The 25,539-nt window shown below is 60.0% G+C and carries 24 protein-coding genes; 14 read left to right on the top strand and 10 right to left on the bottom strand.

From position 1 onward, the window contains the following. Positions 1-471 precede the first annotated feature (471 nt). The 3 genes from VPH47_RS10170 to VPH47_RS10180 all read left to right on the top strand — a co-directional run bounded on the left by VPH47_RS10170 (position 472) and on the right by VPH47_RS10180 (position 2,337). The gene (locus VPH47_RS10170) at positions 472-801 is read left to right on the top strand and encodes a hypothetical protein (protein WP_368850705.1); all 330 of its coding nucleotides are present in this window, start codon (positions 472-474) and stop codon (positions 799-801) included. A 427-nt stretch (positions 802-1,228) separates the two neighbouring features. Then, positions 1,229-1,447, top strand: coding sequence for a hypothetical protein (locus tag VPH47_RS10175; protein WP_368850706.1), 219 nt, complete (start codon positions 1,229-1,231; stop codon positions 1,445-1,447). A 590-nt stretch (positions 1,448-2,037) separates the two neighbouring features. Continuing rightward, positions 2,038-2,337 (top strand): hypothetical protein, encoded by a 300-nt coding sequence (locus VPH47_RS10180; RefSeq protein WP_083797339.1) that lies wholly within the window; start codon positions 2,038-2,040, stop codon positions 2,335-2,337. 157 nt (positions 2,338-2,494) lie between these two features. Here the strand turns inward: VPH47_RS10180 and VPH47_RS10185 are convergent, their stop codons facing one another. Further along, positions 2,495-2,770 (bottom strand): hypothetical protein, encoded by a 276-nt coding sequence (locus VPH47_RS10185; protein ID WP_135968493.1) that lies wholly within the window; start codon positions 2,768-2,770, stop codon positions 2,495-2,497. Between the two features lie 61 nt (positions 2,771-2,831). On the opposite strand from VPH47_RS10185, the gene VPH47_RS10190 reads away from it, so the two are divergent. Then, entirely contained in the window at positions 2,832-3,446 is a 615-nt protein-coding gene (locus VPH47_RS10190; protein ID WP_197587582.1) for a hypothetical protein, read from the top strand. A 171-nt stretch (positions 3,447-3,617) separates the two neighbouring features. Next, positions 3,618-4,046: a BLUF domain-containing protein gene (locus VPH47_RS10195; RefSeq protein ID WP_197587581.1), complete on the top strand. Its 429-nt coding sequence runs from the start codon at positions 3,618-3,620 to the stop codon at positions 4,044-4,046. A 45-nt stretch (positions 4,047-4,091) separates the two neighbouring features. Here the strand turns inward: VPH47_RS10195 and VPH47_RS10200 are convergent, their stop codons facing one another. Next, positions 4,092-4,283 carry a hypothetical protein gene (locus tag VPH47_RS10200; protein ID WP_226053577.1) on the bottom strand — a complete coding sequence of 64 codons (192 nt, stop codon included), beginning with the start codon at positions 4,281-4,283 and terminating at the stop codon, positions 4,092-4,094. A gap of 1,059 nt (positions 4,284-5,342) precedes the next feature. Here VPH47_RS10200 and VPH47_RS10205 point away from each other — a divergent pair. The 3 genes from VPH47_RS10205 (at position 5,343) to VPH47_RS10215 (ending at position 8,810) form a co-directional block, all read left to right on the top strand. Beyond that, positions 5,343-6,437 carry an alpha/beta fold hydrolase gene (locus tag VPH47_RS10205; protein ID WP_135968496.1) on the top strand — a complete coding sequence of 365 codons (1,095 nt, stop codon included), beginning with the start codon at positions 5,343-5,345 and terminating at the stop codon, positions 6,435-6,437. A 163-nt stretch (positions 6,438-6,600) separates the two neighbouring features. Next, complete coding sequence (locus VPH47_RS10210; protein ID WP_197587580.1) at positions 6,601-7,659, top strand: alpha/beta hydrolase; 1,059 nt, start codon at positions 6,601-6,603, stop codon at positions 7,657-7,659. Beyond that, positions 7,656-8,810, top strand: a complete 1,155-nt coding sequence (locus VPH47_RS10215; RefSeq protein ID WP_368850707.1) for a carboxymuconolactone decarboxylase family protein — start codon at positions 7,656-7,658, stop codon at positions 8,808-8,810. Before VPH47_RS10210 ends, VPH47_RS10215 begins: the two co-directional genes overlap by 4 nt. 12 nt (positions 8,811-8,822) lie before the next feature. Here the strand turns inward: VPH47_RS10215 and VPH47_RS10220 are convergent, their stop codons facing one another. Further along, the gene (locus VPH47_RS10220) at positions 8,823-9,716 is read right to left on the bottom strand and encodes a LysR family transcriptional regulator (RefSeq protein ID WP_368850708.1); all 894 of its coding nucleotides are present in this window, start codon (positions 9,714-9,716) and stop codon (positions 8,823-8,825) included. A 74-nt stretch (positions 9,717-9,790) separates the two neighbouring features. Between VPH47_RS10220 and VPH47_RS10225 the strand changes: the two genes are divergently transcribed. Together VPH47_RS10225 and VPH47_RS10230 are read left to right on the top strand one after the other, a co-directional pair. Then, positions 9,791-10,387, top strand: coding sequence for a flavodoxin (locus VPH47_RS10225; protein WP_135968500.1), 597 nt, complete (start codon positions 9,791-9,793; stop codon positions 10,385-10,387). A 10-nt stretch (positions 10,388-10,397) separates the two neighbouring features. Continuing rightward, positions 10,398-11,390, top strand: coding sequence for an aldo/keto reductase (locus tag VPH47_RS10230; protein WP_135968501.1), 993 nt, complete (start codon positions 10,398-10,400; stop codon positions 11,388-11,390). A 407-nt stretch (positions 11,391-11,797) separates the two neighbouring features. Here VPH47_RS10230 and VPH47_RS10235 read toward each other — a convergent pair whose 3' ends face one another. The 6 genes from VPH47_RS10235 to VPH47_RS10260 form a co-directional block, all read right to left on the bottom strand. Continuing rightward, positions 11,798-12,241, bottom strand: coding sequence for a hypothetical protein (locus VPH47_RS10235; protein ID WP_197587578.1), 444 nt, complete (start codon positions 12,239-12,241; stop codon positions 11,798-11,800). Between the two features lie 20 nt (positions 12,242-12,261). After that, positions 12,262-13,143: an RHS repeat-associated core domain-containing protein gene (locus tag VPH47_RS10240; RefSeq protein ID WP_239508829.1), complete on the bottom strand. Its 882-nt coding sequence runs from the start codon at positions 13,141-13,143 to the stop codon at positions 12,262-12,264. 5 nt (positions 13,144-13,148) lie between these two features. Further along, positions 13,149-16,997, bottom strand: a complete 3,849-nt coding sequence (locus VPH47_RS10245) for a wall-associated protein (RefSeq protein WP_368850709.1) — start codon at positions 16,995-16,997, stop codon at positions 13,149-13,151. Positions 16,998-17,063: 66 nt separating this feature from the next. After that, positions 17,064-18,803: a hypothetical protein gene (locus tag VPH47_RS10250; RefSeq protein WP_135968505.1), complete on the bottom strand. Its 1,740-nt coding sequence runs from the start codon at positions 18,801-18,803 to the stop codon at positions 17,064-17,066. Between the two features lie 858 nt (positions 18,804-19,661). Beyond that, entirely contained in the window at positions 19,662-20,273 is a 612-nt protein-coding gene (locus VPH47_RS10255) for a hypothetical protein (RefSeq protein WP_368850710.1), read from the bottom strand. Positions 20,274-20,277: 4 nt separating this feature from the next. Next, positions 20,278-21,459, bottom strand: a complete 1,182-nt coding sequence (locus VPH47_RS10260) for a Shedu immune nuclease family protein (protein WP_368850711.1) — start codon at positions 21,457-21,459, stop codon at positions 20,278-20,280. Between the two features lie 597 nt (positions 21,460-22,056). Here VPH47_RS10260 and VPH47_RS10265 point away from each other — a divergent pair. From VPH47_RS10265 to VPH47_RS10280, 4 genes are all read left to right on the top strand, one after another. Beyond that, on the top strand, positions 22,057-22,290 hold the full coding sequence (locus VPH47_RS10265) for a virulence factor TspB C-terminal domain-related protein (RefSeq protein ID WP_368851582.1): 234 nt from the start codon (positions 22,057-22,059) through the stop codon (positions 22,288-22,290). Continuing rightward, complete coding sequence (locus tag VPH47_RS10270) at positions 22,290-22,574, top strand: DUF2523 domain-containing protein (RefSeq protein ID WP_110712324.1); 285 nt, start codon at positions 22,290-22,292, stop codon at positions 22,572-22,574. The genes VPH47_RS10265 and VPH47_RS10270 overlap by 1 nt, the downstream gene beginning before the upstream one ends. Continuing rightward, positions 22,571-23,785 carry a zonular occludens toxin domain-containing protein gene (locus VPH47_RS10275; RefSeq protein ID WP_368850712.1) on the top strand — a complete coding sequence of 405 codons (1,215 nt, stop codon included), beginning with the start codon at positions 22,571-22,573 and terminating at the stop codon, positions 23,783-23,785. The genes VPH47_RS10270 and VPH47_RS10275 overlap by 4 nt, the downstream gene beginning before the upstream one ends. A gap of 480 nt (positions 23,786-24,265) precedes the next feature. Beyond that, on the top strand, positions 24,266-24,877 hold the full coding sequence (locus tag VPH47_RS10280) for a hypothetical protein (protein ID WP_368850713.1): 612 nt from the start codon (positions 24,266-24,268) through the stop codon (positions 24,875-24,877). Between the two features lie 38 nt (positions 24,878-24,915). On the opposite strand, the gene VPH47_RS10285 is transcribed toward VPH47_RS10280, so the two are convergent. Next, positions 24,916-25,296, bottom strand: a complete 381-nt coding sequence (locus VPH47_RS10285; RefSeq protein WP_368850714.1) for a DUF3653 domain-containing protein — start codon at positions 25,294-25,296, stop codon at positions 24,916-24,918. Positions 25,297-25,539: the final 243 nt, after the last annotated feature.

Here is a 25,539-nt window from a genome sequence, read left to right on the forward strand (position 1 = left end):
TCAGCTCCTATCGACCTACACAATACCTGTCAAATCAGTGAGTTGTCGCGCACGGCCAGATGGACTGCTCGTCTTCCCGATATGTCAACGAGAGTTTGCAATCATTGGTGCGGCATATAACAACCAGAGTCGCTCCGCCCATTTTTACTTTCGGCCTTGAGGCGTCGAATCGAGGCGGTGCCCGCCATCCTTCGACACTGTGCTTGGCTACAAACTAAACGATGAAGAGCGCACGCGCGCCGATGAGCTGGCATTGAATCTCCCCAACGCCTAACTCCACAACGAGCACAAGTCGCCAAGGGCTGTTCGCGTAGGCACTTACCCGGAAATCCCAATGTCCTGAAAGCCAAGGTACACGGGTGGACGATTAGCGCGCGTTATCGAGGGTAGGAGAGACATGGGCTTGGCTGGATTGTGGGTAGGCGTATCGTGGGTGATACTAAAATTGCCCATATGCTAGAGGATCCCCCATTGAGCGCCTCCATGCTTCCAAGAATCGTCGGCTTCGATGTCCCTCATCTACATGAGCGCGTCGATTCCTCGACTGATGAGGCTATCGTTGCGCTGTTGGATCTTGCGCCGGGTTCCCGATGGACCGAACTCTTCGTGAGGAAGTGCGAGGCGCTGGCGTCTCAGCTCTCCTTGGCAGAAGTCCGGGTTGAAGGCTCCAAGATCTACTTTTACGGGTCAATCAGCGACTCAAGAGCACTCGCCGATGCGGTCATGTCCATCGTTCACGTACTGAATGATCAGCTCATGCGAGAAGGGAACAACGCAGCCTCGCGCGAAGAAAATTCCTAGGAGCAAGAGAGGCGCGACCAGCATTGACCTGCGATCTCCGCTGCGCCAGGGTGACCGCGCAGACTGGATCGGGCCGCAAGTCTGCCCTCGAGGTCACCCAGCCATTCTGCGCGCGTTCCGTTCGGGTCTCTGATGTAGATGTCACATGCGAGCCGGATGACCGGGTCAACTTCATGGCGGAAGCTAATGGCCGGTAGCGCACCAGAGTTGAATGCCAATCCCCAATGCGTGAGTTCACGTTCGACGTCAACGAAATCCTTGTTCCTCTTGCGTTCCATGTTCTTCTCCTGTTAGAGCTGCACTGTACACCCTTAGAATCGGCGGCCTGTTCATGGCGCTTGTTCATACTGGCGCCAATCGGGCACGGCTGCGTAACACGCTGGGGGCCATTGTGGGGTGGCAGCAGATGGCTGCATCGGAGTAAGACATGAACAACACTTCCCAGCAACAGAACGACAATCGCAACTCGGATGCCGATAAGAAGCACCCGGGTCAGCAGGGCCAAACAGACGGGAAGGACCTCGGCGGTGAGGATTTGGCCGGAAAGCAAGGGCAGCAACAGCAGCAGCCGAACAGCACTGAGCCTGGTCAGCCAAGCCCCGGCCAGGCCCCAAATGTCGATGTCGATCGCGACAATCGTCGTTGATGCATAAGGAGTGGCCGCGCCAAGCGCGGCTCCTTCCGTATCAACAGGATCGCCAAAATGTCGTCCCACGCTCAAGCTGTGAACTTGATGACGAAGATCATGTATCAATCGCGCCCGGCGACCACGACGACGATGGCTCAGTGCCGGACCTGCCAAGGGGAAAGCCCTGGAGGAATGGAATGCGCGCGGTGTTTGACTGAAAAGCTGGGAAGGGCAATTGCGAATAGAGGCGCTGCTCTTTGCTGGCTTGAGTCGTTCCTAAAAGTTCAGCGAGACGAAGCACACGTGTTCATATGTGCAAAGAGAGTTGATGCGTCAGCGTTGTAGCAGTCGCATTCCGACCTGACATTGTGCAAGCGTATGCTCGGTACATCTAGGAGCAACGCTATGAATTTCCCGATATGCATCTACGATCGAACGGGTACTGGGCTCCGGCTTCCTTCCGAGTGGTGGATTGATCTGCAGTCAGATCTTCCCGCACTAGTGAACGGTAGTGAGCGCATAGATCTACCACGTTCTTCGAAAGATGAGCGCCCTCGCCTGGATCCTGAAGTTCTCAGTGATCTATCCAGACGAATCCGGGGCTCGCAATGGCTAGAGTAGATCTAGCTCAACCGCCAGGCGTGCGCTGGCTTTTCTTCCGACTTCGCAATGGGCAATCGATTAGCCCGGCTAGGCTAATGTCTGTCTGGTGCGAAGCTACTGAATCAACCGAGTGCGCAGTCCGCCGCGAGATCATTGACGGTGCTGGCTACGTATATGCTCTCTATGCACCAAATGGACTGCGCTCCCCCCGACGTGTGGAGCTGCGCATGAGAGCACTTCTGGAGGAAGCCGGGTACGCCTTCACGATGGGGAGCTTGGCTGGGAGACATCCAGCCGACGGATGAGGGGGGCGCTTCCAAGGCTAAGGGAGGATCACCCGATCCATTTCTCTGGATTCACTGCAGTCCTCGAATGCCTGCGTGTGCCTATCCAGGCCGTTGAAGAGCCCTGACTACGCGGCAAGCAGCGCCAAGCTACCGTCTCCGAGAATGTGGTCGTAGCCTATGAAGGGCGATCTACCGCACCAATTTGCTCGGTTAGAACCGTCAGCGATTGTTCGAAAGCTGCGGCGAAGGGATCGCTGCTGTCGCCCCGGTGTTTGGCCACAATGTTTGGCAGAAGCTGATGCCATGCGTCGGAGAGGTCGCTGGGTGTAGGATGGGTCAGTACGCAGATTCGCAACGCATACTCCATCGCCTTTAGGTAGCCGCGGTGCATCTCAAGTCCTGCCTCGCAGGCGTGGAGGCGATCGAGGATTTCCGTGATTTCGGTCGACATGGCAGTCTCGACAGGCGGGGGCGGGCAGGGGATAGTTCGCGGACACCTAGACGAGCCCGCTATGAGCATCCTCAACGTTCTGCTCACTCGTGACCACCTTGTCGTCGCCGTGGATACCTTGGCAGAGGATGCCCGAACAGGGGAGCATTCCGCGGGGGCGAAGCTGCTTCTGATCCCTCAGCACAACCTGGCGCTGGCCACTCGTGGCTCCACGCAGTTCTTCCTTCGCATCTACGAACTTGCCCTGCAAGCTAGCTTCCGTGCGGACTTCACGATGGAGCAGCTTTCCGCCGAGTTGGGGTTGGTGGTGGATCAATTATGGCCGAACTACCAGAAGGCGGCGGCCGAGGCAGGCCTGCCGCTAGAGCAGCTCGGGACCGAGTTAGTGCTGGGCGGCTGGTCGCCGAAGAAGGGGCGAATGATGGCCACGGCGTATGCCAAGAGCGACAGTCAGCGCCCGACCCGAGTCCAGCCGATCGGCGGGCAGCTGGCATCGCCCGGCGAACCGCTCCAGGCGGTGATGCCGAGCATGTCCCAGACCGATTTAATGGCCCATGCGCGCCTCCAGTCCAGCTACCTCAATGAGCAGATGGGCCGGCAGGTGGCGGGTGGTCGGCTGCTGGCTGGGTTCCTGCAAAACGGGCAGGCCGTGGTCAAGGATCTAGGGGCGATCTGATCTGGGCCGTAGTGCTGGAAGAATCGGCGGAACATAGTCGGAGGTAGCCCTGCGGGGCGTGCCCGGATTGTGTAGAACCCTGGGGAATTGTGACGGCTATCCGACGGTCTCTACGTGCTGCTTACACGGTCGGCCCTACGCTCGGTCTCCCCGAGGAGTCCGGAGAGTGCCATGCCCAACAGGGCTGTTGTTTTCGTCAGTGAGGCCTCACCACACCTGGCTGCGGAACATTTGGCTGCGATCATGGCGGACGCGGCTCGATTCAACAGAAACGCGGGCGTCAGCGGCGTCACGCTGTACGACGGCAGGCGATTTCTGGCGTACATGGAGGGGCCGCCGGATGGCTTGGACGTCTCGTTCTCCAGAGCGGCGGGCGCGTCAAGCCATGGCGAGTTGATCGAACTGGCTAGGGGGAGGGTGGGGCAGCGCAGGCTTCCGTACTGGCCGATGCGTTGCATCCCCCTGTCGCCGCCGGAGCTGGTGCAGTTGGTGCGGGCGGACTGGACTTCCTTCCTGCAGCGGGGAGGCAAACAAGATGGCCCAGCCACCGCGATGGAGATGCTGGTGGCACTGGCCGAATCATTCGCCGAGGTTGTATAAGCAGCGCTGCGCCTGCATCGAATGGCGTACCGGAGATGCCATCGTTCATTTTGGGCCCTCAATGTCGAGTGGGTCATCCGGCTTTGGATCGAAGAGCGCCAGCAATCGCTCGCGGCGGCACTGTTCAAGCCAGTGGTGCCAGATCTCCATTTCGTCCATCAACCCTGTGGCTCCGCAAGCCGGGCATGTAAGCGTGGTGCCCTTGGGATCGGTTTGAAAGCCTGCGTCCTCGGCCATTGAGGACCTCAATCCACAGTTTTTGCATGTTGTCCGCACCTGTTCCAAGCGGATGATCGCCCCATTGAGCGCAAGCAGAGGAAGGATCGTATGGATCCTGAAGGCGTTGGGAGGGTGCATAGCCGTGCCATTTGAAGGCTGGACACGGGAGCAAAGGATTCTGCGCCGGAGAAGAGCCACGAGGTTGCAGTGTGCGCCGCTCAAAGTGAACCCTTCATCACATTGAGCTGATGCGTCGGCCGCCGTCGCAGGGCGTGAGACCGCCGGCCGTATCCTTCCGGCCATGCTTCCATCGCACGGCTACGAAGACTCCCGCAGCGTACCTATCCTCTCTGGCTGAGTTCAGATGGGGGAGATCTGGGTGCCTTGGTGGAACGGCAGAAGGGCAATGTCTCAGCGGCCATGGAAGATGGAGCGCACTTGTGCTTGCCCCCCCCGGAAGATGTTGCAGACCAAAGACGTTTGGGCGGCCAGTATCGCCCAGGACAAGCGCTATGCCGGACGCTGGTGCGTGAGCGACGCTCTACCCGAAGTTGCGCCTGCGCGCGACCATGGCGGGGCTGGTGGACGCGACACCGCTGGAGCCGCTCGAACCGTTGCCCGGCCTGCCGCCGACACCTGAGCAGGTGCCACAGGCTCGGCCGCCTGGCTGAGCCTGGAGCGAGGAACCAGGGCGGGTCAAGGAAGCGCTGGCGCCGCGCAGGCTGCAGCCAGAAGAGGGCAGCCCCTGCTCAAGGATCTTGGAGAGATCTAGGTCATTTTCAGCAATCCGGCTAGCGTCAAAATCCGTCCGCTCCTTGTCTCTCATCTCTGCGGAGCCGCAGTAGATTCAAGGTCAGTCGTGGATAAGGAAGATTTCTCAGAGGTGGGGCATGCGCCCCCTCCAAGCGAAAGTAGATATGCACACGCCTTGGAAGCACGAAGACCCCCGTTCGCTGGTCGCCAGCACACGCCAGGTGGACATTTATAACTTCCACGCATTGGTCATATGCACTCCCGCTCTTCTTCCAGGATGACCCCGAGGTTAGATTCCCCTGACAATCTGTCGCGGAGTGACCCATGCAGACTCGCACGCGCCTTCGCACTCTGGTGCCTGGCCTCCCCTCCACACTGCTCTGGATTGCGGTTTCCCTCTACACCACGACGGCCATGGCCAACGAGCCACTACAGATCGATTCGCAAGGAAGCTTCCTCGCGGGTGGCACGGCAAAGCAGGAAACTGGCACGTTCGATCCGTTGAAGCCCTCCAATCCGGATGGCCAGAGCTATCACGGTGATCACGTCTATGCCTTCTACCAGAAGCCGGTGAACGCTCGCCCGTTGCCCATCGTGATGTGGCACGGTGCGGGCCAGTCTTCCAAGAGCTGGGAGACGACCGCCGATGGGCGTGAGGGCTTCCAGGACCTGTTCCTGCGGCGTCGTTTCGCTACCTACCTGATCGATCAGCCACGGCGCGGCAAGGCCGGCCGAAGCATGGTCGAGGCGACGCTGAAGCCCGTGGCAGACGATCAGATGTGGTTCAACCAGTTCCGGATCGGCCTCTGGCCGAACTACTTCGCTGGCAGCCAGTTCCCGAAAGGGGAGGCCGCGCTTGACCAGTTCTTCCGCTCGGTCACGCCCAACACCGGCCCCTTCGACCTCGGCGTAGTGTCGGACGGGGGCGCCGCCGTGCTGCAGAAGACAGGGCCTGCGATTCTGTTCACCCATTCGCAGGCGGGCGGTCCTGGCTGGATGACGGCCATAAAAAGCCCCAACGTCCGCGCAATCGTCGCGTTCGAGCCTGGCAGCAGCTTCGTGTTCGCAAAGGACGATGCGCCGGCACCGATTTCCAGCGCGTTCGATACCGTCGCTCCCGCGCTGGTTTCGCCCGCGGAATTCAAGGCGCTGACCCGGATCCCGATTCTGGTGCTGTATGGCGACAACATCCCTGACAGGCCCGTTGACCTGCCGGCACAGGACAGTTGGCGGGCCCGGTTGGAAATGGCCCGTGCCTGGCGTGATGCCGTCAATCGGCAGGGCGGTGATGTCACCCTGATCCATCTTCCGGAGATGGGAATACGTGGCAACAGCCACTTCCTGTTCTCGGACCTCAACAACGTCCAGATCGCCGATCTGGTGAGTGAGTTCCTGCAGAAGAAGCATCTGGATCGTTGATCCGGACCGTTCCGTGCATCATTCATATCATGCATGCATGAGTGATATCCGGCTCACGCCCTGTTTCCATGAGTGCACGGGCGTTAGGTTTACTCCTGAACCCCGCCAAGGTCGGCCCGCAACACGCGCCGGCAGGGGGAACGTACAAACCCGGAGCACTTGAATGAAGTACATCGTGCGCGCCACGCTGTTGGCGATGTCTCTTGGCTTGGCAGCAGGCAACGCGTCCGCTGCCGACTACGCGCTCAATCCCTTCCTGCTGGCCTACGAAGGTGCGATTACGCGCAACGTGCCCAGTGAGGTCAACATCCACTCGGTGTCCTATCCACTGAATGGAATCGAGATCGCGGCAAACTTCTACACCCCCGCCAATTTTGATGCTTCGCGGAAGTACCCGACCATCGTGGTTGCCCACCCCAATGGCGGGGTCAAAGAACAGGTGGCCGGCCTGTACGCGCAGCGCCTGGCCGAGCAGGGCTACATCGCCATTACCGCCGATGCGGCCTATCAGGGGGCAAGCGGCGGCCAGCCGCGTAGCGTGGACATGCCTGCCCACCGCATCGAGGACATCCACGGCATGGCGGACTTCATCAGTCGATTCCCATGGGTCGACACCTCGCGCCTGGGCTTGCTGGGCATCTGTGGCGGCGGCGGCTACTCGCTGGCGGCCGCGCAGACCGACAAGCGCTTCAAGGCCGTCGCCACGATCAGCATGTTCAACTCTGGCCGAGTGCGCCGCAACGGCTATGCCGACTCGCAGCTGGACACCGTCCAGCAGCGCCTGCAGCAGGCTTCGCAAGCCCGCGCACAGCAAGCCGCCGGCGGCGAAGTGCTGTACTCCGGCGACGCCAACCTCAGCGACGAGCAGATCGCCAAGCTCCCCTTCGATCTGTATCGGCAGGGCTATGAGTACTACTGGAAGACGCATGCCCATCCCAATTCCACCTTCCGCTACACGACCAGCAGCCTGCTGGACCTGATGCGCTGGGACGCTACCAGCCAGATCGAACTGATCGACCAACCGCTGCTGATGATTGCCGGCAGCAAGGCCGACAGCCTGTACATGACCCAGGATGCCTTCGCCAAGGCAACCGGTACCACCGACAAGCAGCTGGTGCTGCTCGAGGGGGCCACGCACATCGAGACCTACTGGGTGCCGAAGTACGTGGATGCCGCCGTCGCCTCGCTCACCACGTTCTACACCCGGACGCTTGCACCATGACCACGCCTCGTAAATCACCCGCGCAGACGGCGCTGCTGGGCGCTGCATTGAGCGTGGCGGCACCGTTCGCCGGCGCCGGCGAAACGCCCATGCAGCAGATCACCCGGTCGGGAACACAATCGTCCGTCGCCGGTCCAGCAGAGACCTTCGTTGGCAACGTGCGCGTGGATCCGCTGTTCCCAGCGGACAAGGACGTGCAGGTCTCATCCGCATACGTCAGCTTCGAGCCGGGCGCGCGTTCGGCCTGGCACACCCACCCCGCCGGGCAGCGATTGGTGGTTACCTCCGGCGTAGGGCTGACCCAGGAATGGGGCAAGCCGGTGCAGCAGATACACGCCGGGGATGTGGTGGTGTGTCCGGCCGGGGTCAAGCATTGGCACGGCGCCGCTCCGCACAGCGCGATGACTCACCTCGCGGTAACCGGTATGGCAGATGGAAAATCGGTGGCCTGGCTGGAGCAGGTGAGTGAAGACCAGTACCGCGAAGCGTCAGCAGGCTTCGAGGCGCCCGTTGCCGGTCCGCTTTCACCCAGGCAACAGGCGATCCCGCTGATTGCGGCCGCTGCGGCCAGCAGTGACATGTCCCAGCTCAGCGCTGCGTTGGGCCGGGGGCTGGATGCCGGCCTGACCGTGAGCGAGGCAAAGGAAGTACTCGTGCAGCTGTATGCCTACGCGGGGTTCCCAAAGAGTCTCAACGCCCTGGGCGAACTGATGAACGTGGTGCGCAAGCGCGAGGAGCAGGGTATCGCCACCGCAGCCGGGAAGCCGCCCAGCGGGAAGGCTCCGGTAGGCGATGCACTGCGCGCCGTAGGTACCGTAAACCAGACCCGGATCTCCGGTGCCCCGGTGGCGGGCCCGGTCATGGACTTCGCGCCCATCATCAACCAGTTCCTGCAGACACATCTGTTCGGCGACATCTTCGAGCGCGACAACCTGGACTGGCAGAGCCGTGAACTTGCAACGGTTGGCGCGCTGGCGGTCATGCCTGGCGTGGAGGCGCAGTTGCGCTCACACATGGCGGCCAGCCAGCGCGTGGGGCTCAGCCGCGCACAGTTGCAGCACCTGGCCCAGCTGCTGGCACATAGCGGCTATGCGGCCGCATCTGCCCGTGCAGTGCAGGCATTGGAACAGGCCCCGGCTCTTTCGCCATGACTATGACGCTGTTTAATCCCGATAACGCAACGCATCCCGCAACACGGTGAACGCAGGCGATGACTGCCTGCGGCTGGGGTAATACAGGTGGTAGCCGGGGAACGAGGGGCACCAGTCCTGCAGCACATGGACCAGGGTGCCTGCCTGCACATGGGGCCGCACCAGATCCTCGGGCATGTACGCCAGCCCCAGGCCTTCCAGCGCAGCGCCCAGCCGCAGGGCGATGTTGTTGAACACCAGCTGGCCTTCCACCCGCACTTTCAGCTCCTGGCCTTTCTTCTCGAACTCCCACGCGAAAATCCCACCATGGGTTGGCAGGCGGATGGTGATGCAGTTATGCCGGGTGAGGTCGTGCGGTGATCTCGGCTTTGGATGACGCTGGAAGTAGGTCGGCGATCCGACCACGGCCATGCGCAGGTCCGGCCCAACGCGCACGGCGATCATGTCCTTGGCCACCTGCTCGCCCATGCGGATGCCGGCATCGAAGCCCTCGGCCACGATATCGGTCAACCCGTAGTCGACGATCACCTCGATGTTCAGATCGGGGTTGGCCGGCAGCAGCTTGCCCAGCACCGGCTGCATCACGGTCAGCGCAGAGTGTTCACCTGCGGTGATGCGAAGGCGGCCGGCCGGTTTGTCGCGGTACGCGTTGAGCTGAGCAAGCTCACTGTCGATTTCCTCGAAACGCGGTGCAATCACCCGCAGCAACTGTTCTCCGGCCTCGGTCGGCGAAACGCTGCGGGTGGTCCGGGCAAGCAGGCGCACACCGATGCGTTCTTCCAGCTGACGCATCGATCGACTCAGGGCGGGCTGGGACAAGCCCAGCTGGGCAGCGGCTCGGGTAAAGCTGCGCTCGCGGGCCACCAGGGCGAACATGGCAAGCTGATCGTAATTCTCGACGCTCATTGATGCGCACCGGATATAAGCGATATCCGATTATGCCTCTGCAAGAATGTGTTTTGGGGGCGTAGATTGGCGCCATGACGATTCCAACCCCCAATTCTGGTCGCCGGGCCGTCATCGCCGCCCTGGCCGCGCTCCCGCTGGGATGTTCAGCCACAGCGCCGGAGGAGGGCACGACCGCAGGCCGATCAAACGCACGCACATTGGTTGCCTGCTTCTCACGCTCGGGCAACACCCGGGTCGTCGCCGGTGTCATTCATCGCAGTATGCCCAGCGACCTGTTCGGGATACAGCCTGCCGTGGACTACCCGGCGGACTACCTGGAAAGGGTGGCCAAGGCACAACAGGAGCGTGACGACAATGTGGAACCTGCGCTGCACACGCGTATTGCCGGCATTGATCGCTATGACACGGTGTACCTGGGCTTTCCAATCTGGGGCGAGACCGCGCCGCCGATCATACGATCGCTGTTGTCGCAGCACGACATGAGTGGCAAGACCATCGTGCCGTTCATCACCCATGGCGGCTACGGCGTGGGCAGCAGTCTGCGCGTGCTCGCCCGCCATGCGCCCAACGCACGCATCCTGGAGGCATTCGTGATGCAGGCCGACCAGGAGCGCAAAACCATGGAGAGCGTCAACGCCTGGTTGGCCACTCCGCATACTGCCCAATGAGGATTCGACGATGAAGCTCCGTACCCTTGGACAAGGCCTTGAAGTTTCCGCCCTCGGCCTGGGCTGCATGGGCATGAGTTCGGCATATGGCCCGGCCGCCGACAAGCAGGAGATGATCGCGCTGATCCGCACAGCGGTGGAGCGCGGCATCACCCACTTCGATACCGCCGAAGCCTATGGCCCCTTCGCCAACGAGGAGCTGGTGGGCGAGGCTCTGGCGCCGGTGCGTGACCAGGTGGTGATCGCCACCAAGTTCGGCTTCGACATCGACCCGATGACCGGTACCCGCGGTGCCGGCACCAACAGCCAGCCCGCGCACATCCGCGCAGCCGTCGAGGCCAGTCTGAAACGTCTGCGTAGCGAACGCATCGACCTGCTGTACCAGCACCGTGTTGACCCGGCGGTGCCCATCGAAGAGGTTGCCGATACCGTGAAGGCGCTCATTGCAGAGGGCAAGGTCGCGCATTTCGGCCTGTCCGAAGCGGGTGCGCAGACAATCCGCAGGGCGCATGCAGTGCAGCCGCTGACGGCTGTGCAGAGCGAGTACTCACTGTTCTGGCGCGAGCCGGAGCAGGCGCTGCTTCCGCTGCTTGCTGAACTCGGCATCGGCTTCGTTCCTTTCAGCCCGCTGGGCGCTGGGTTTCTGACCGGAAAGATCGACGAGCACACGCAGTTCGATTCAACAGACTTCCGTAACGCGGTGCCGCGCTTCTCCGCCGAGGCACGTCGGGCCAACATGGCCTTGGTGGAGGTGGTGAAGGCAGTGGCCGCAGTGAAGGGTGGCACGCCTGCACAGGTAGCCCTTGCGTGGCTGCTGGCACAGGGCTCGCACATTTCACCGATCCCGGGCACGACCAAGCTTCACCGGTTGGATGAGAATCTCGGCGCGACGGATCTGATGTTGGACGAGGCCGACTTGGCACGCATCAGCGAGGACGTTGCACAGATCCGGGTCAGTGGCGCTCGGCTGCCGGAGGCTGCGTTGAAGATGACCGGCAAGTAGTCGGGGCTCGCCACTTTTCTGCTTTGACGGATGTCCGCTTCTGGCCGAGAGCGGACCTTGGCCCAGCGGGTAGGGTAGGGGAACTGCTATCCAACTTTAGGATTAGGGATGTTTATCGAGGGTAGGTGGTCGTGTGCGCTTGGCTGAAAGCAGACGCCGCCTTGGAGGGATCTGTTGCGCCCGTGGTAATGTGCACTCTTGGCCGAAGGCGGACAGATCGGGTGAGATCAGCCGGACGCTGCGTGTAATCCAAGGCGGAGTGAGATGTTGCGACCAGGGTGGATGTCGCAGGTGATGACTCGATAATTCGAAGTCAGTAGCTTCGGAGCGCGAACGTATACAGCCGTCGATAGAGTTCGCTTGCCACGCACGTCAGTGAGTCCGGGCAATTCAGCTCTGGCAGCACTCTATTCAGTTGATCGTTTGTCGAGAACCTTGAGTTCGGAGACGCAGACTTGCGCCGCCCACTGCGCAAGGTGACCATTGTTTCCCGCGTCGACCTTTCCCGTGATCGCCACCTTTTGCCCTCTGAAATTACTATCGGGAGCAGTTCCCGTGAGCCAAACACCAAGCTTTTTGTCGTGATTGCATCCAGGTGCTGAATATAGCCCACTCTCTTCAAATCCAGAGCAGTAGAATCCAGTCGTCCTCACATAGCCGTCGTGGAATTTCTCTGGCGCCGCCACCAGCTCCTCGATGGATACTTCTTTACTCGGTGATTTTCTCGAATCGCACGCCTCGGCGGTAAGGTTCGCATCATAACCGCTTGGCGGGGCGGCCCGACAACCAAACAAACCCGCGAGCGAGACGCAGAGTAAGAATGACCAGGCTGCCAGATTCTTTGTTCCCATTTAAAATTCTCCTGAAGAGTTCAACAACCTGTCATCGGTGTCTTCTTGCAATCGATAACCCTATTAACGTCCCCATAGTTCTCTCGAGTGGGAACTTCGAGTTCCTCTCCCACCTTCTTTTCAAACGAATTGGCACGATTCTCTTCGCGAGAGACCCCATTTGCTTCCAGCTGACGCAGATCCTGCGTCAGCCTTATGCTTCCTGTCCGATCATGCTGTGCGGCATGTGATATTTCGTGGCTACTATTGACTGGTGAAGGTTGCAATACACCCTTCTCTTTTGTAAGTAGCGCAATATTAGGATTCAGGTAAACTGTCCTATTGTTCTGGTTATAGGACGGAAGCCCGGTTCCAGAGATAACTATAGTGTACAGATGGGGAGATTCTTCAAGTCGCCTTAGTTCATCGCGCGCCAGGGGCGACATTGCCACTGCTGCCATATGCATCCTTCCAGCGTGCTGGTTTACTCCATTTATGTAGGCGTAGCTTACAATTCTGCCGTCCGGGTCAACGAACTTGTAGGGGTTATTGTTCGCGTACCTGTACCTATTGAACTGTGATGCTGGATTGTCGTACGCAGTGACTGGGTCAACACTGAGAAAAATTCCTAGTGCAGGTTCATAGTAGCGCTGCTGCATGTAGTTGAGCCCTGTCTGCGCATCAGACACTTGACCGGTGAAGCCCGGCTGATCATCGCTACCTGCGACGAGCACGGATCCATATGGATCATAGAATGATTCAGCCATCAGATTTCCAGATGCGTCCGACTCTGCCACGGGGGTTCCCAAAGCATCGGTGTGCACGTACGTGACTATCGTCTGTGCGTACACATTTGGGCTGAGCGCCCCGCAGATCAGCATCAGCGAGATCAAGTGAAGGGCGGCTACGCTGGCTCGATTCATTTGCACTACCCTCCAGTTGCAGAAACGGCAGGGGTCCAAGCCGAGCATCCTATGGGTTTGCATGCTCTCACTTGGAACGTAGCACCTGCAGGAACGCCCGTGTAGTCGATCTGCACCGATGTAGCAGATCCCGTATAAGTTCCCCTTCCTGTGACTTCGTACCAGGCAGCCCCGGCCACTGCGTTCCAGCTGACGAAGTAGCGCACCTGCCACGGCGGGAATGCATTGGTAACCACGAAGCGCGCGGTGAGTCCGGTTGGTATTACGGGCGGAACATTCACTGCCACGGCAACTGAGCCACTGTAGCCGCTGCATCCCCCTTGATTGCATGCGGCGACCCGGTATGCATAGGTACCATCGCCGCGACCGGAAATGACCGCAGAGGTACTCCCGCCGCTATAGACCGCCGTCCACCCTCCACCATTCGCGCTTTCTTCAACTACATAGCTGCTGGCACGATCAACCGCGTTCCAGGTGATCGTGTAACTGCCGGTGCCGGAGCTACCCGGGCCGGATAGCGCCGGCTCTGACGGTGGTCGCATCACTACCACGTTCAACGCCGGTCCCTGCGGCCCGCAGCCTCCGTCGTTGCAGGCGGCAACGCTGTAGCTGAGGCTTCCATTTGCGCGCCCAGTCAGGGTCGCGCTGGTGCTGCCGCTATTGAGGACGACATTCCACGCGCCGCCGGATACGCTTTCGAAGAGCCGGTATGTCGTCGCAAGGGAAACCGGCGACCAGCTCAAAGCGACACTTCCATCATTGGACAGCGTCGTGCCGGACAGACTAGAGCTGCCTGTCGGAGCACGAACAACCCGCACAGTCGCAGGGCCAGTACTCGGCCCGCACCCGCTGCTGTTGCAAGCGGACACACGGTAGGCGTAGCTTCCGTCTGGCTTCTGTGAGAACTCCTTCGCCGTCGCTGCGCCTGTTGCTGCCACGATCCAGGCGGAGCCACCGCTACTTTCTTCCAAGTGGTAGGCGCTCGAGCCGGATACTGGAGACCAGGAGACGGTGTAGGAACCGTTCGCAGACAGTGCGGGAGCACTTAATCCAGCGGGTGATTCTGGGACGCGCAGCACCTGCACCGACGCCGTTGCACCGTACTCACCGCAGCCGGCGGCATTGCAGGCACGTGCGCGGTAGGCAAATGTGCCATTGGGCTTGCCGACAAAAGAGCGAGAGAGGATGGCGTCATTCTGGATCTCGGCCCATCCACTTCCTGTTGTGGACTCCTCCAACCTATAGGTCTGTGCGCCGGCTACTGCTGGCCACGAGACGCTGTAGTTGCCATCTATTGAGAGCCCTGGCGCGTTTACGGAGGGCCCGGCTGAAGGGAGCGACTGGACTGAAGTGATAGCAGTGGCACTCCAGCCACCGCAGGCCGTAGCGCGACAGCCTCGCACGCGGTAGCCGTAAGACCCGCCAGCCCTGCCGGTCACTTCTCTCGTCCGGTCAGGCCCGGAATAGATGTTGGACCACGCGCCGGCGCCCGCTTGCTCTTGCAGATCGTACCGGCTGGTTTGGGCCACCTCTGACCAGGAGACCGTGTAGTTGCCGCTGGAGCTCTGCGCAGGCGCGCTGATCACCGGGGTCGCGGGTGCCGTCGATGTCGTGGCCTTCGCGACCAGACTTCCGTTTAGGTAGATGTACTCCACGCTGCTGGCGTTGCGATCATTGTCTTGTCGACGAAGCACCCCGTCATTTCCGTAAAAGGATGCGATAGTGCCAGAGTCGGCCGAGGACAGGACTCGCCGTCCGCTACTGTCGTATCGATAGCTTTCCTTACCCACTGCTGTGCGAAGTCGGTTGCCGTAGTCGAATTGAAATCCTTGACCGTTCTTGACAGAAATATTTCCCTGGACGTCGAAGGCGAGCCCGACAACCGTCGAGCCGCTGCTGTTGATGATGTTGGTCAGTCGATTGTTGACGTCATACCAGTAGGAAAGATCCTTAAGGCCTTCAAGTCTGACCGTTCGGATGTTGTCCAAGGCGTCGTAGCTATAGGTTAGCTGCCCGTTGCCACCGAAGGCGGTTGAATGGGTGGACAGCAGGCGATCTTGTGAGTCATAGGTCATCGAGCGAGTGCGCGCTGCGTTCAGTCCATCGGTGATCTGCGCTACGTTGCCTGTCGCGTCGTAGCCATAGGTGTTGCTGAGAACCCCTGCGTCGGAAACACTGGCTGGAAGCTGTCTTCCGTTCTGTTGCATTGTGTGCACTATCCCGTTGCCATACACAAACCGACTCATGCCACCATTAGGGAAGTACGTGACGCTGGATACGAAGGTGCCCGCGCGAGTTGGCTGGCCCAGCGCGTTGGGAGCGTAGTCAACACTAAGCCCGCTTGGATAATGAACACCAGACAAGGAGGCGTGCGCGTCGTAGACGTACCCAGCGGACCGGATAGGCATCCCCGTCTGTTCGATCGATTCTCCGGTAACTAGGCGACGCTTGTTGTAGCTGTAGGTATTCACCACCTGGCTACTACCAGCATCATTGCGCGTGGTGACCTGGGCAACTTTGCCGTCGGCGGTGTAGCTCCAGATCTGATCACCATTGCCGTCCGGGAACGACAAGGCGAGCAGGCGGTTTCGCGCATCGTAGGATCTGGAAACGCGTCGCGGAGCAACCGACGCCGAGTTGCCGTCTGGTTCGCAGCCGGTGCTACTCGGGAGGCCGGACGCAGACCAAGCGACGTTCCCGGCGCCGTCGTAGCCAGCGAGCGTAGCACCTGTCTCAGGCTCCACTGTCCGGCACAACTCTTGGGCCGCGTTGTAGGAATAGGCTCGCGTAACCCCCAGGCTGCCATCTGCGCTGCTGCGGCGAATGCTCAACGGCTTTCCGAAGGCGTCGCGATCAATGACCGTCAGCGCTCCTTCCGGCTGAAGGATCCGCGTAGGACTGTCGAAGGAGGGCTGATCCAGCATGCGATACCAAGTGCGGGTCTCGGCACCCCGAGGGTTGCGAGTAAGAGTGAACACGCCTGACGCATCTCGGAGATAGCTGAGCGACGTGGTAAGGTCACCCAACTCGGAGTTCTGAGTAACAGAGGTGGTGCGACCTAGTGCGTCATAGACGGTCCAAGTGCCACGATCACTATTGGCTGTTGCTGCAGGATAGGAGGAGAACACAGTCCGGCCTTCGTTGTCGTACTCCTTGCCCGTGAATCTGATGGTGCCTGGGTCAGCGGCGTCGTACTCAGAGACAATCAACGGACGCCACAGTGCGTCGTAGTACGCGATGGAAACTCGGTTTCCAGTAGTGGTCGTTTTTCGCCAATGGCCAGCCGCAACGCCGTACTCGTCGCCCATAACCTGAACAAAGTTCTGGTTCATCGGGCTCCATGCGGTGCTATCTCCGCTAGGGTAATCAACGCCCGCCACCCGTCCCATCGCGTCATAGCGATATCCGGTTGAGAACCCGTTCTGATCGGTGACTTGGCTAATCCAGCCGTGATCATCCACGACAGCGCTTTGCGTTGTGCCACCAGGGAAGCTGATCAGCTGTGGAACACCGCGCTTCCAAGAACTCAGCGCGATAGTGTTCCCATTTCCATCGCGCACATATGCGATGGTGCCGTCGGCGTTGTATCCAAGCGATTGGGTCAACTTCCCGAACGCCAAGAACTGCGTGGGTCGAGAGGTGACGGGATCGAACGTCGTCTGATCGGCCAGGACGCCATTGATCGCACGAGTAGCAACTTGACCCAGAATCCATGAGCTTTCGTTGTCATGGTAGCTCAGGGTTTCCAAGGTAGTGGCGGCCCGGGCTTCTGGAAGGCAGGCCGTTGCGATCAGAGCAGCTGCGAGCAGCGTCTTGTTCGGATATGCGCTACTACGAGGCGATTTGCGTGCCATACGCTTCCCTAGATTGTGCGGCGCAGCGCAGGAGCGCTGCCATTCGACTGCCTGTCGTACCCACCTTCACGGCGAGCTGGATCGCGTGACCTTCAGCGGTCTCGCATAAGCGTCAAACTGGTCCACGCGATAGAGGAATGTATTTCCATCCTGCGTGATGGTGCGTGACTCCAGCGGCTTGGGTAGCTCTTCTTCCTTCGAGCATGACCAACAGGGATTGTTGCCAATCCGGGCGTAGCTGCCGTCCGAGCTACGCCGGTACTGGATGTCGATCCGCCGCAGCACGCCCTCCGTATTGCCGCGTTCTTCGCTCAGCAGCTGGCCCTCGAGATCGCCGTACTTTTGACTGAAGGTGAAGCGATCCCAGCTGCCGTCCTCGCGGGTTACGGTGAGTGCGCGGGTCTCAGGGCACGGCGTAGTTGAACAGTAGATATGCTGTCCAGTGTCCAGACTCGCAGCAAGCGGCGTGTACTGATAATTCCAGGTCATGGTCGCGAGCCCCGGCCCTGAGATGACCTTGCGATTCAGTGCCAGCACGGTCAGGAGGTGGGACTCCACCGGATAGAAGATCTGCGTGAAGGGCCGGCAGGTGTTCGGTGCATTGGTTCTGCCATGAAGTCGATAGCTCATCTCAAATGTGCCCCTGGCTCCTGAAGGATGAGTCATGACCACCGTTGCGGATGAGCTTGGGCCTGGTGTGAAGGGCACAAAGTCAGCACAGTTCCTCCAGCCGCCAATGGGGCTATCGAACGCAGCTCCGGCATCAAATGACCAACTTGAACCATCTGGAAGAACCACACGGGTGAGCTTGCGATCGACAGTGCTGCCGGCGTACTCATAGTTCCAAGTGCGACCGTTGGCGACGACACTCTCTACCCCGTCAGCACCTGTGTTCACCGTAATGGAGCGGCCGTCGCTGGCGCTCATCACGACCTGACTTGGGGAGTAGGTGAATGTAATGAAATTCCCGTTCCTGTCTTCGATACGGGTCGGCAACGCGCGGAACTCACGTAGCCCCATCGTGCTCGTATAATTGAAGAAGCCATTACCGTAGTTCGCGGTCATGGTCCCGCGGGGGATAGCTACAATGCGGTCAAACCAGTACCTGTCCCCATTGGGAGCATGCGCCATGAAGGCCTCCCCGCTCTCGCCGTTACTGGTGCTCGGGAGACAGGAAAATACCCAGCGATCGGCGGTAGTCCAGTGATAGGCACGACCGTCGGTTGGTTGCTTGGCACCCGCAGCCATGATGATCATGGGCTTGCTGTCGCTCCCGGGAAGACTCAGGGAGAGCCCGCCCCAGAAGAAGTGAGGGTCGAAGGAGAAGCCTACGTCTCCTTGCCCGCTACTCACATACTCGGATGGAGCGCTGGCCTGCTGTGGTGAATTCAGTGGGATCGAACAACGGCGCAGTGGCTCGCCAGGCACCATGGACACCCAGCCACTCTTCCCAAACATGCCCGAGATGTAAGGGAGGTCAAAATCCCAATCCCTCATCGATTTGAGGGTGTCCCGGCGCCCGCCCATTTTCAATGTGCGCGAGAACTTCATTGGCAACGCGTTGTTTCCAGGTAGATCAACGTCGACTTGGGTGAACTGGATGCCGCCCGTATAGAGGCTGACCTTGTCACCGAACAAGTCATTACCTAACGCCGTGAGTTCGCTCAGGCCCTTGAGCTTTTCTTCGTAGAAGACGCCCGCCTGCGATGAGGTCAGTGGCGCGCCAGTCTGTGCTTGAGCGGCGACAGTGAGTGTCAGCAAAAGTACATTGAGGACAATGCTGGTGACTTTCGAATGCAATGACACGTACGTCTCCATGTAGCGCTGGCCAAGCGGCCAGACATGATCCGGTGACTACTACGTCCGCAACGAGACAACTTCAGGACTATCGGATAGCAATGAGGCATCGCATGGACAAACGCTGCCAAGAGAGCATCATTTACTACGCTTTACGCACGAGCTGCCGGCGCTGCGATAGCTGCGCTTGAGAATGACAGTTACGTCCCCTTGCAATGCGGCGGACACTATCTCAAGAAATGACGGCGCGCAACTGGCTTCAGTTTGCTCCTGCAGCCAGGATCCAGGATATGCAATGAGTGACAGCCTGTACCCATGCGTGGTCCAACCGATCAGGGGCAATCTAGCGCCCCCCAAGCCAACCTTGGCTCAGCCAAAACTGCAGAGCCATGTGCGTCTACTGGTCACCTCAGCGATTATTGGGGGCTGCCGCAGGGCGACTACTGGCTGAGTTTCCGCAAGAAAGGGCAGTGCGTGTTCAGGGATCCATCGGAGAGTTGGGACGTTGGAGCCAATTGGGCCAGCACTATGATTCGAGCCCACCCTGTCTTCCATCTCGGGACCGCGGCGGGCTCAAGATCATCTGCGGATTAGGAAGATTTATCGAGGGTAGGCGATATGGCAGCTTTCGCCCCCAAGGAGCCATTCGCAATCGCTACCGCTCTCAATGCGAAGAGAAAGCCGTACATAGCGTTGCGCCTTCGACCCAAAGTCTGCCAGTCCCTAGGCCTGGCCGTTGGCTGGGCGTACGTCGAAAAGAGCGCGCAAGGCGCGCGCATGCACCGATTGCATCTCGGCAAGCAGGGGGCGGTTAGCCACTATGGATGTCAGGTTCCCGAGACCAAAACAGCAGGTGAGTGGTTCGCATCACTGAGCCGGAGGTGTCGGCTTGCCCAAGCGAGCCACCCGCCACGGAAAGCCCTCCCGGTATGCTTCGGAGACGGTCTCGTCCAGAATCTGCGTGTACGCGGAGACCTGCCAGTCTTGCTGGTCATCAAAGGCGACACGAAGGTGTTGTTCCCACTCGGCGTTTGGTACGATCACCACCGCGTTCGAGGGGTCGAAGCGAAGCTCGTCGACATGCAATCGCCACTCGCGCTCCCAAGTGAAATCCACGCGCTCTGCATCGCCGATTTCGTAACGCATGTGGCGCCATCGAAGCGCGTCGGGTAGAAGATCGTACTCCGCTTCGGGCTGGTAGATGACCGGGCGCCCACCTTGAGAAAAAACCCATGTCTTGTCGAACAATATGCCAAAGGGCGTGTATCGCGAGTAGCCGTCTTCGTTGACCGGGCCGCCAGGCACCATCGGAAGTGGCGCTTCGCTAAAGCAAACACAGCGATAGCGATCGCGATTGATGCGGCCGCTACCTCGCAGCACGCGCTCGTGCAAAATTCGCTGCATTATCCCGAAGGCATCGACCCATCGCGGGCCGGTCATGAAATGCACCAGATGATCGGCCATGTCGGCGCGCGGCATCGCATTACTCCTGATTCAGTGGTAGGTGGTGGCCCGACACGATGTGCTTGGCGCGCTCGAAGATTTCGTCGAAGGTGAAAATCTCCGGCTGGTGAAGGTGCGAACGGTACAGCTCGAACGAGCGAAGGCGGTCTTCGCTGACACCGTGTTGGTTACGGAATTCACCGAGACTGCCAATGACCACGAACGAGCGCGGCGAGAAATTGAATACGTCCTCGCCGGAGGGAAAGCCGTCCGCACCACTGAGCCTGTGGCGGCCGAACAGGCTTTCAGCCGCGTAGGAGACCGTGCCCTGGATCTGCGCGACCGCGCCACTGAGGTGCACCGATGGCGCGTAGCAGCCGCCGCGATATTCCTGTTTGGCCATCAAGTCAGTGCGGTGGTGCTTTATCTCCACGAAGCACAGTGTCGAGGCGATCGCTTTGGACCTGAGCAGGGCATCCACACGTTTGCCCGACTGCAGGACGGTATGGCCGCGCACGTACTGCTCGAGCTTTTCGTTATCGAGCGTGGCGCCGTACGCGTACTGCAGGCCGTATCCGAATATCCACGGGTTCTTTTCGAAGAACTGCTGCCACAGAGCCTCATCGCCGCAGCGCTTAACCGCCTTGGCGTGGTCGAAGTACTCCGGATCGTGCAGCAGCCGGTAGAACGTCTCCATCTGCTGGCGCCGGTAGCCGAGCGAGACCAAGTCTTCCTTGGTCACCGCTTGGCGCACCGCCTCAGCGAATACTTCCGGATTGCCGGCGAGCAGTGCTTCAGCCTGGTTGGGGGTGAGCACGCGCTTGCGCAGTTCTTCGTCGGTGAGATTGAGCGGGCCACCGTCGTCGAATGCGGCCGCTCGGATGTTGCCAGCGAACTCCAGCAGTCGTGGGATTTCCGGGCCAACGAAGGTGAAGCCGTTGCCGACCGGCATCCCAGACTCGTTGTCGAATTTTTGCAGCGTCAAGATGAATATTTCGCCCGTGGCCTCGAGGAACTTCGCTCGGATGCAGGTGCGCGCCCCTGGCTTGCTCCGCAAGACCACCTCGCCCAGCTCCTTGGCGTACTCCAGAACGTCATTTACTCCGGTGACCTTCGAGGCGATGCGGATGCGCCGGGAGCTGTCCCGGAAGTCCTTCAGGGAGGGGCTGATGTAGACCTTGCCCGACTTGGGGAACTGATAGCTATCATCGTTATCGGTCATAGATTCTCACAGCAAGCCCGTGGCCCCAATGTGGTTAGTAGATAACATTAGCCTAGGCTCTGCTATCCCTGTAGCAACGTTACGCCATGCAAGACAAGGTTGCCATCGGTCCGCGCGGGCCCAGTATTCCCGCCGGCCTCTGGGCCGCGGTCAGCGCCAGTTTCATCGCCGCCAAGTATTTGGGCTGCGGGCCGCTATCGACAGGACTAGGAGGACTTACCGGGGTAGGCAGAAGGGGCGTCCTTAAGTCATCAGCTATGCCCGCGAGGATAATGTTCTGCAGCATGTGCTCGCCTCGATCATGACGACGGGTAATCCGCTGTGCGCGGCTCGGCAGGTTGGATCGGCGCCACCATGGTTTCGATGCCTGATCTAACGTTGCCGAGTCATCGTTCTAGTAGCAATTCTGCTGCGACCTACGCAGCCCCTAACGGTGACGGCGGTGGTGATGGTGGGGGCAATGGCGAGGGTGGTGGCAATGGTGATGGTGACGGCGGTGGCAGCAGCGACGGCGGGGGAGATGGTGACGGCGATGGCGACGGTGACGGTGAGAATCCCAGCCTTCCGGAGAACCCTACATATCCCGGCGACGTTCCGATGCCATACGCCGATCCGCCAATTCCGAGCAGCTACCTCGGGCAGTGGTCTAGTGGCCTTGGAGGTGGCTCCTGTCCCGCTGCGAAGGTCGTCACTATTGGTGTTGGGCCTGTCTCCACGTCTGTCAGTTTCGAATTCAAACCGCTCTGCGATTTCGCACAGATGATCAGGGGCTTGGTCATCGCCTGCGCCGCGCTCGCGGCTGCATACATCGTCTCAGGAGTGCGCAAGTAATGCCTTGGCTAGCCGCGTTTCTCACTCAACTCCTGGGCAACTCCCTTGCTCGCGTCCTGACGGGCGCGGGCCTTGGTCTCGCTACAGGCGCAGCCCTCCTACCGCTCGTCAAGGGCGCATTGAACCTCATCACTCAGAAGTGGTCAGGCATCGCGGCCGATCTCGCCAATGTGATGCTTATGGCTGGGGCAGGGGAGGCCATCACCATGATCGGCTCCGCTATCGTGACCAAGGTGCTCATCGACGCAGGCAAGGTCGCCGTACAGAAGGCAGCTTCCAAATGATGTATCTAATCTCGGGGCAACCCGGCAATGGCAAGACCTTGCGCGCGATGTCGATGGCGCTTGAGTTCTACGAGCAGAACCAGCAGCAGGTGAAGGAAGGCAAGGCGCAGCCGCGCCGATTCTTCACGAACATCGCGGGCGCCACAGTAGAGGAGGGCGCAGACGCCTTCCCGTGGATGGAGAAGCTGCCCGACCACAACGACTGGACACAGCTTCCGGACGGCTCTTTCGTGATCTATGACGAAGCGCATTCCGATGGCAACACGCAGGGCCTTGAGCGTTACGGCAAGCTGTTCCCGTCTACCGGAAAGCCGGGTGAATCCGACGATCCTCGCATCCGTGCCATGTCCACGCATCGGCATCGCGGTTTCGATCTTGTGTTCGTCACGCAATGGCCCAACAAGATCCACCACCAGGTGCGCACGCTCATCGGCTCGCACACGCACATGAATCGTTCGTTCGGCATGCAGCGGGCTGGCGTCCTTACTTGGTCGCGCGTCCAAAGTGATCCGTATGACGAGAAGGTGCGTGACAAGGCCGAAGAGGAAATCTGGGGCTACCCCAAGGCGCTGTATAGCCGCTATCGCAGTGCGACGCTGCACACGGCCAGCCACAAGTTCAAGGTGCCTAAGAAGGTCTGGCAGGCGCTGTCCGTCACCATTGCGCTAGTCCTTGGTGTCTGGATGATCTATGCGTTCATCATCAAACCGCCACCGACGCCAAAGAAGGTGGATCAGGGGGCCGGTGCTTTGCCGGCGGCTGGAGCCCTGGCGCCCTTGGGCGCGGGCGTGCCGGCGGCACGGCCCCTCAATCGTGAGGAGTACATCGAACGTCACAAGCCGCGGATTGAGTTTCAGCCATGGTCTGCCCCCGCCTTCGATGATCGCAGCGTTCAATCGCAGCCTGAGTTGTACTGCATGGCATCCGGCACCACCGAGCAGGACACAACGTGCACGTGCGTAACAGAGCAGGGCACCAAGGCCAAGATTTCAATCCCGGTCTGCGTTGCCATCGCACGCGATGGCCCGGCCTATAACCCGTATCGAGCACCAAGGCAGGAGGCGGAGTCGCGTCGGGATGATCCAGCTCAGGGCATAGCACGGGCGGCGGCAGCAGGCTCGTCTGAACCGACCGCGCACGCACTGATTGAGGTCGGCAAACGCCCGATGGGGACATTCCCGGAGACGCCGCCGTACCCGGCGAGCTTTTGATTTTCGCAATGGGATACCATGCCCCCAAATCTTGGGGGCGAAATGGACATTCGATCTGGCCTAGTTCTAGCTCTACTGCTGCTTTTATCACCCGTGCATGCGCAACAACTACGCTCGGCAACCGGTCCGCAGCCACTACCCAGGCACACGCCGCCAGCACCGAAGGCGAGCAATCTTGGTGCTGAGCCGCTGAAATGCCAGCAGTACGTCGATCCGCGCATTCGGCTTTATTGCACAGAAATCGAGCGGTCCCTGATACAAGGGGAATCGCATCGTCAAGGCTTACCAACGCCATCCAGCGAGATCGTCCGCATGCCAGCCTACGGCAGCGCCGATGCAAAGCAGCTGGGTGCGGCCTGCATTGGTGGCACTGCAATGCGCCGTCTAAAGAACGGCTGGGAACAGTTACGGAATGCCAAGGGCGAATGGGTACGCTGCCGCGATCAGTAGTTGGTCATGTTCACGAAAGTAGGGGGGCACATGGAATCTGAAGTTGTTCTTGGTGTAGTTACTGGCGTATTGACGAGCGGTCTGCTGTGGGCCGTTAAGTCCCTATGGACCAAATCAATCGAGCCATACTTGAGCAAGGTTCGCTACAAGGGATTAGATGTGTCCGGCCCATGGACCGCCATTGACTTAAGTGAGACCGCTGCAATCAGATTCAGCATGGATCTAAAGCAGTCCGCACACACCTTGCGCGGCACCTGCATGATGGAACTCTATTCAGTGGACAACGAGTTCAAGGTCATGCTTGATGTGACCGGCGACCTCTGGGAGGGGTACATCAGCCTTACGCTAAAGCCGGAAGACCGAAAGATATCCTCATACTCTGTGGCATTGCTTAAGGTTGCTGGCGGTGGCGTGGCATTGGTTGGTGGTCATCTTTTCCGCAACGTCAACGATGAGAAGGTTGACGACATGATCGTGAGTTTCGTGCGTGGATCCGGCAACAGGCATCATGTGATCGCTTTCAACGAATCGGCAGCCAAACTCCAAGCCACGTTCGCAAATGGTCTCACGCGATCCCCTGACCTGGGAGGTTCGACGCACACGCCTGACGAGGAGACTGACGAAAGTGGAGAGAAACAATGAAGCGCGGGGTGTAGGGGCGGCGCCCCTACGGAAGCGCCTCACACGCGCTCGTGGCGTCTCGGCCCCGGTACCGGTAGGTCTGCTGCAGGTGGTGCGGCGTCAGCGCCAGCCCTCGCCACCGCCGAACGCTCTTTGCGACGGCTGACCACATCCCGCAGATTGACGACAGTGGCAGGATGATGGCGAATGCCGGCGTCGCGATTGCGCACATTTCTGGAACTGTCGATCGACGGCGCTGAGCGTGCAGCTTCCATCATCCGGCGCCATTCCTGCGCTTGGCAGGCGGTGAGCGACAGCCAGGCCAGATCCTCGGGCAGCAGCTCGCGGCCTTCGGGGGTGATCAGTCGGTTGCCGAGGAAAGAAAAACCGGCCCAAGGGCCGGTCAAGTCGATACGGTGGTGCGGGTCGAACTCAATCATGCCGCGATCTCATCCTTGGCCGGGGTCCCGGGGCGCAGGCAAGAGCCGAGCCAGAGGCCCAGCCATTGCCATGCAGAGCCAATAAAGGCCCAGATTCGACGGATACGCCATTTCGCATAATGTATATTATGTTCGCTCTTGCGCGGTTGGCTGGCGCACTTCTTGCGTCGGCCTCGGCTCCTTCTTTGGCATGGAGCCTGATCGTGCGTGATCGGAAACTGACCGGCCCTTGGGCCGGTTTTT

Origin of the sequence: Stenotrophomonas sp. WED208 (genome assembly GCF_040984485.1) — a bacterium.
GTDB classification, from domain to species: Bacteria; Pseudomonadota; Gammaproteobacteria; order Xanthomonadales; family Xanthomonadaceae; genus Stenotrophomonas; species Stenotrophomonas riyadhensis.

Bases quoted from the DNA above. Each gene is read 5' to 3' on its own strand.
- VPH47_RS10180 (WP_083797339.1), top strand. From the start codon at position 2,038: ATGGCTAGAGTAGATCTAGCTCAACCGCCAGGCGTGCGCTGGCTTTTC.
- VPH47_RS10285 (WP_368850714.1), bottom strand. From the start codon at position 25,296: ATGATTGAGTTCGACCCGCACCACCGTATCGACTTGACCGGCCCTTGG.
- VPH47_RS10190 (WP_197587582.1), top strand. From the start codon at position 2,832: ATGAGCATCCTCAACGTTCTGCTCACTCGTGACCACCTTGTCGTCGCC.
- VPH47_RS10195 (WP_197587581.1), top strand. From the start codon at position 3,618: ATGCCCAACAGGGCTGTTGTTTTCGTCAGTGAGGCCTCACCACACCTG.
- VPH47_RS10265 (WP_368851582.1), top strand. From the start codon at position 22,057: ATGCCATACGCCGATCCGCCAATTCCGAGCAGCTACCTCGGGCAGTGG.
- VPH47_RS10225 (WP_135968500.1), top strand. From the start codon at position 9,791: ATGACGATTCCAACCCCCAATTCTGGTCGCCGGGCCGTCATCGCCGCC.
- VPH47_RS10235 (WP_197587578.1), bottom strand. From the start codon at position 12,241: ATGGGAACAAAGAATCTGGCAGCCTGGTCATTCTTACTCTGCGTCTCG.
- VPH47_RS10270 (WP_110712324.1), top strand. From the start codon at position 22,290: ATGCCTTGGCTAGCCGCGTTTCTCACTCAACTCCTGGGCAACTCCCTT.
- VPH47_RS10185 (WP_135968493.1), bottom strand. From the start codon at position 2,770: ATGTCGACCGAAATCACGGAAATCCTCGATCGCCTCCACGCCTGCGAG.
- VPH47_RS10215 (WP_368850707.1), top strand. From the start codon at position 7,656: ATGACCACGCCTCGTAAATCACCCGCGCAGACGGCGCTGCTGGGCGCT.
- VPH47_RS10255 (WP_368850710.1), bottom strand. From the start codon at position 20,273: ATGCCGCGCGCCGACATGGCCGATCATCTGGTGCATTTCATGACCGGC.
- VPH47_RS10200 (WP_226053577.1), bottom strand. From the start codon at position 4,283: ATGGCCGAGGACGCAGGCTTTCAAACCGATCCCAAGGGCACCACGCTT.
- VPH47_RS10230 (WP_135968501.1), top strand. From the start codon at position 10,398: ATGAAGCTCCGTACCCTTGGACAAGGCCTTGAAGTTTCCGCCCTCGGC.
- VPH47_RS10280 (WP_368850713.1), top strand. From the start codon at position 24,266: ATGGAATCTGAAGTTGTTCTTGGTGTAGTTACTGGCGTATTGACGAGC.
- VPH47_RS10275 (WP_368850712.1), top strand. From the start codon at position 22,571: ATGATGTATCTAATCTCGGGGCAACCCGGCAATGGCAAGACCTTGCGC.
- VPH47_RS10205 (WP_135968496.1), top strand. From the start codon at position 5,343: ATGCAGACTCGCACGCGCCTTCGCACTCTGGTGCCTGGCCTCCCCTCC.
- VPH47_RS10260 (WP_368850711.1), bottom strand. From the start codon at position 21,459: ATGACCGATAACGATGATAGCTATCAGTTCCCCAAGTCGGGCAAGGTC.
- VPH47_RS10210 (WP_197587580.1), top strand. From the start codon at position 6,601: ATGAAGTACATCGTGCGCGCCACGCTGTTGGCGATGTCTCTTGGCTTG.
- VPH47_RS10175 (WP_368850706.1), top strand. From the start codon at position 1,229: ATGAACAACACTTCCCAGCAACAGAACGACAATCGCAACTCGGATGCC.
- VPH47_RS10220 (WP_368850708.1), bottom strand. From the start codon at position 9,716: ATGAGCGTCGAGAATTACGATCAGCTTGCCATGTTCGCCCTGGTGGCC.
- VPH47_RS10245 (WP_368850709.1), bottom strand. From the start codon at position 16,997: ATGGCACGCAAATCGCCTCGTAGTAGCGCATATCCGAACAAGACGCTG.
- VPH47_RS10240 (WP_239508829.1), bottom strand. From the start codon at position 13,143: ATGAATCGAGCCAGCGTAGCCGCCCTTCACTTGATCTCGCTGATGCTG.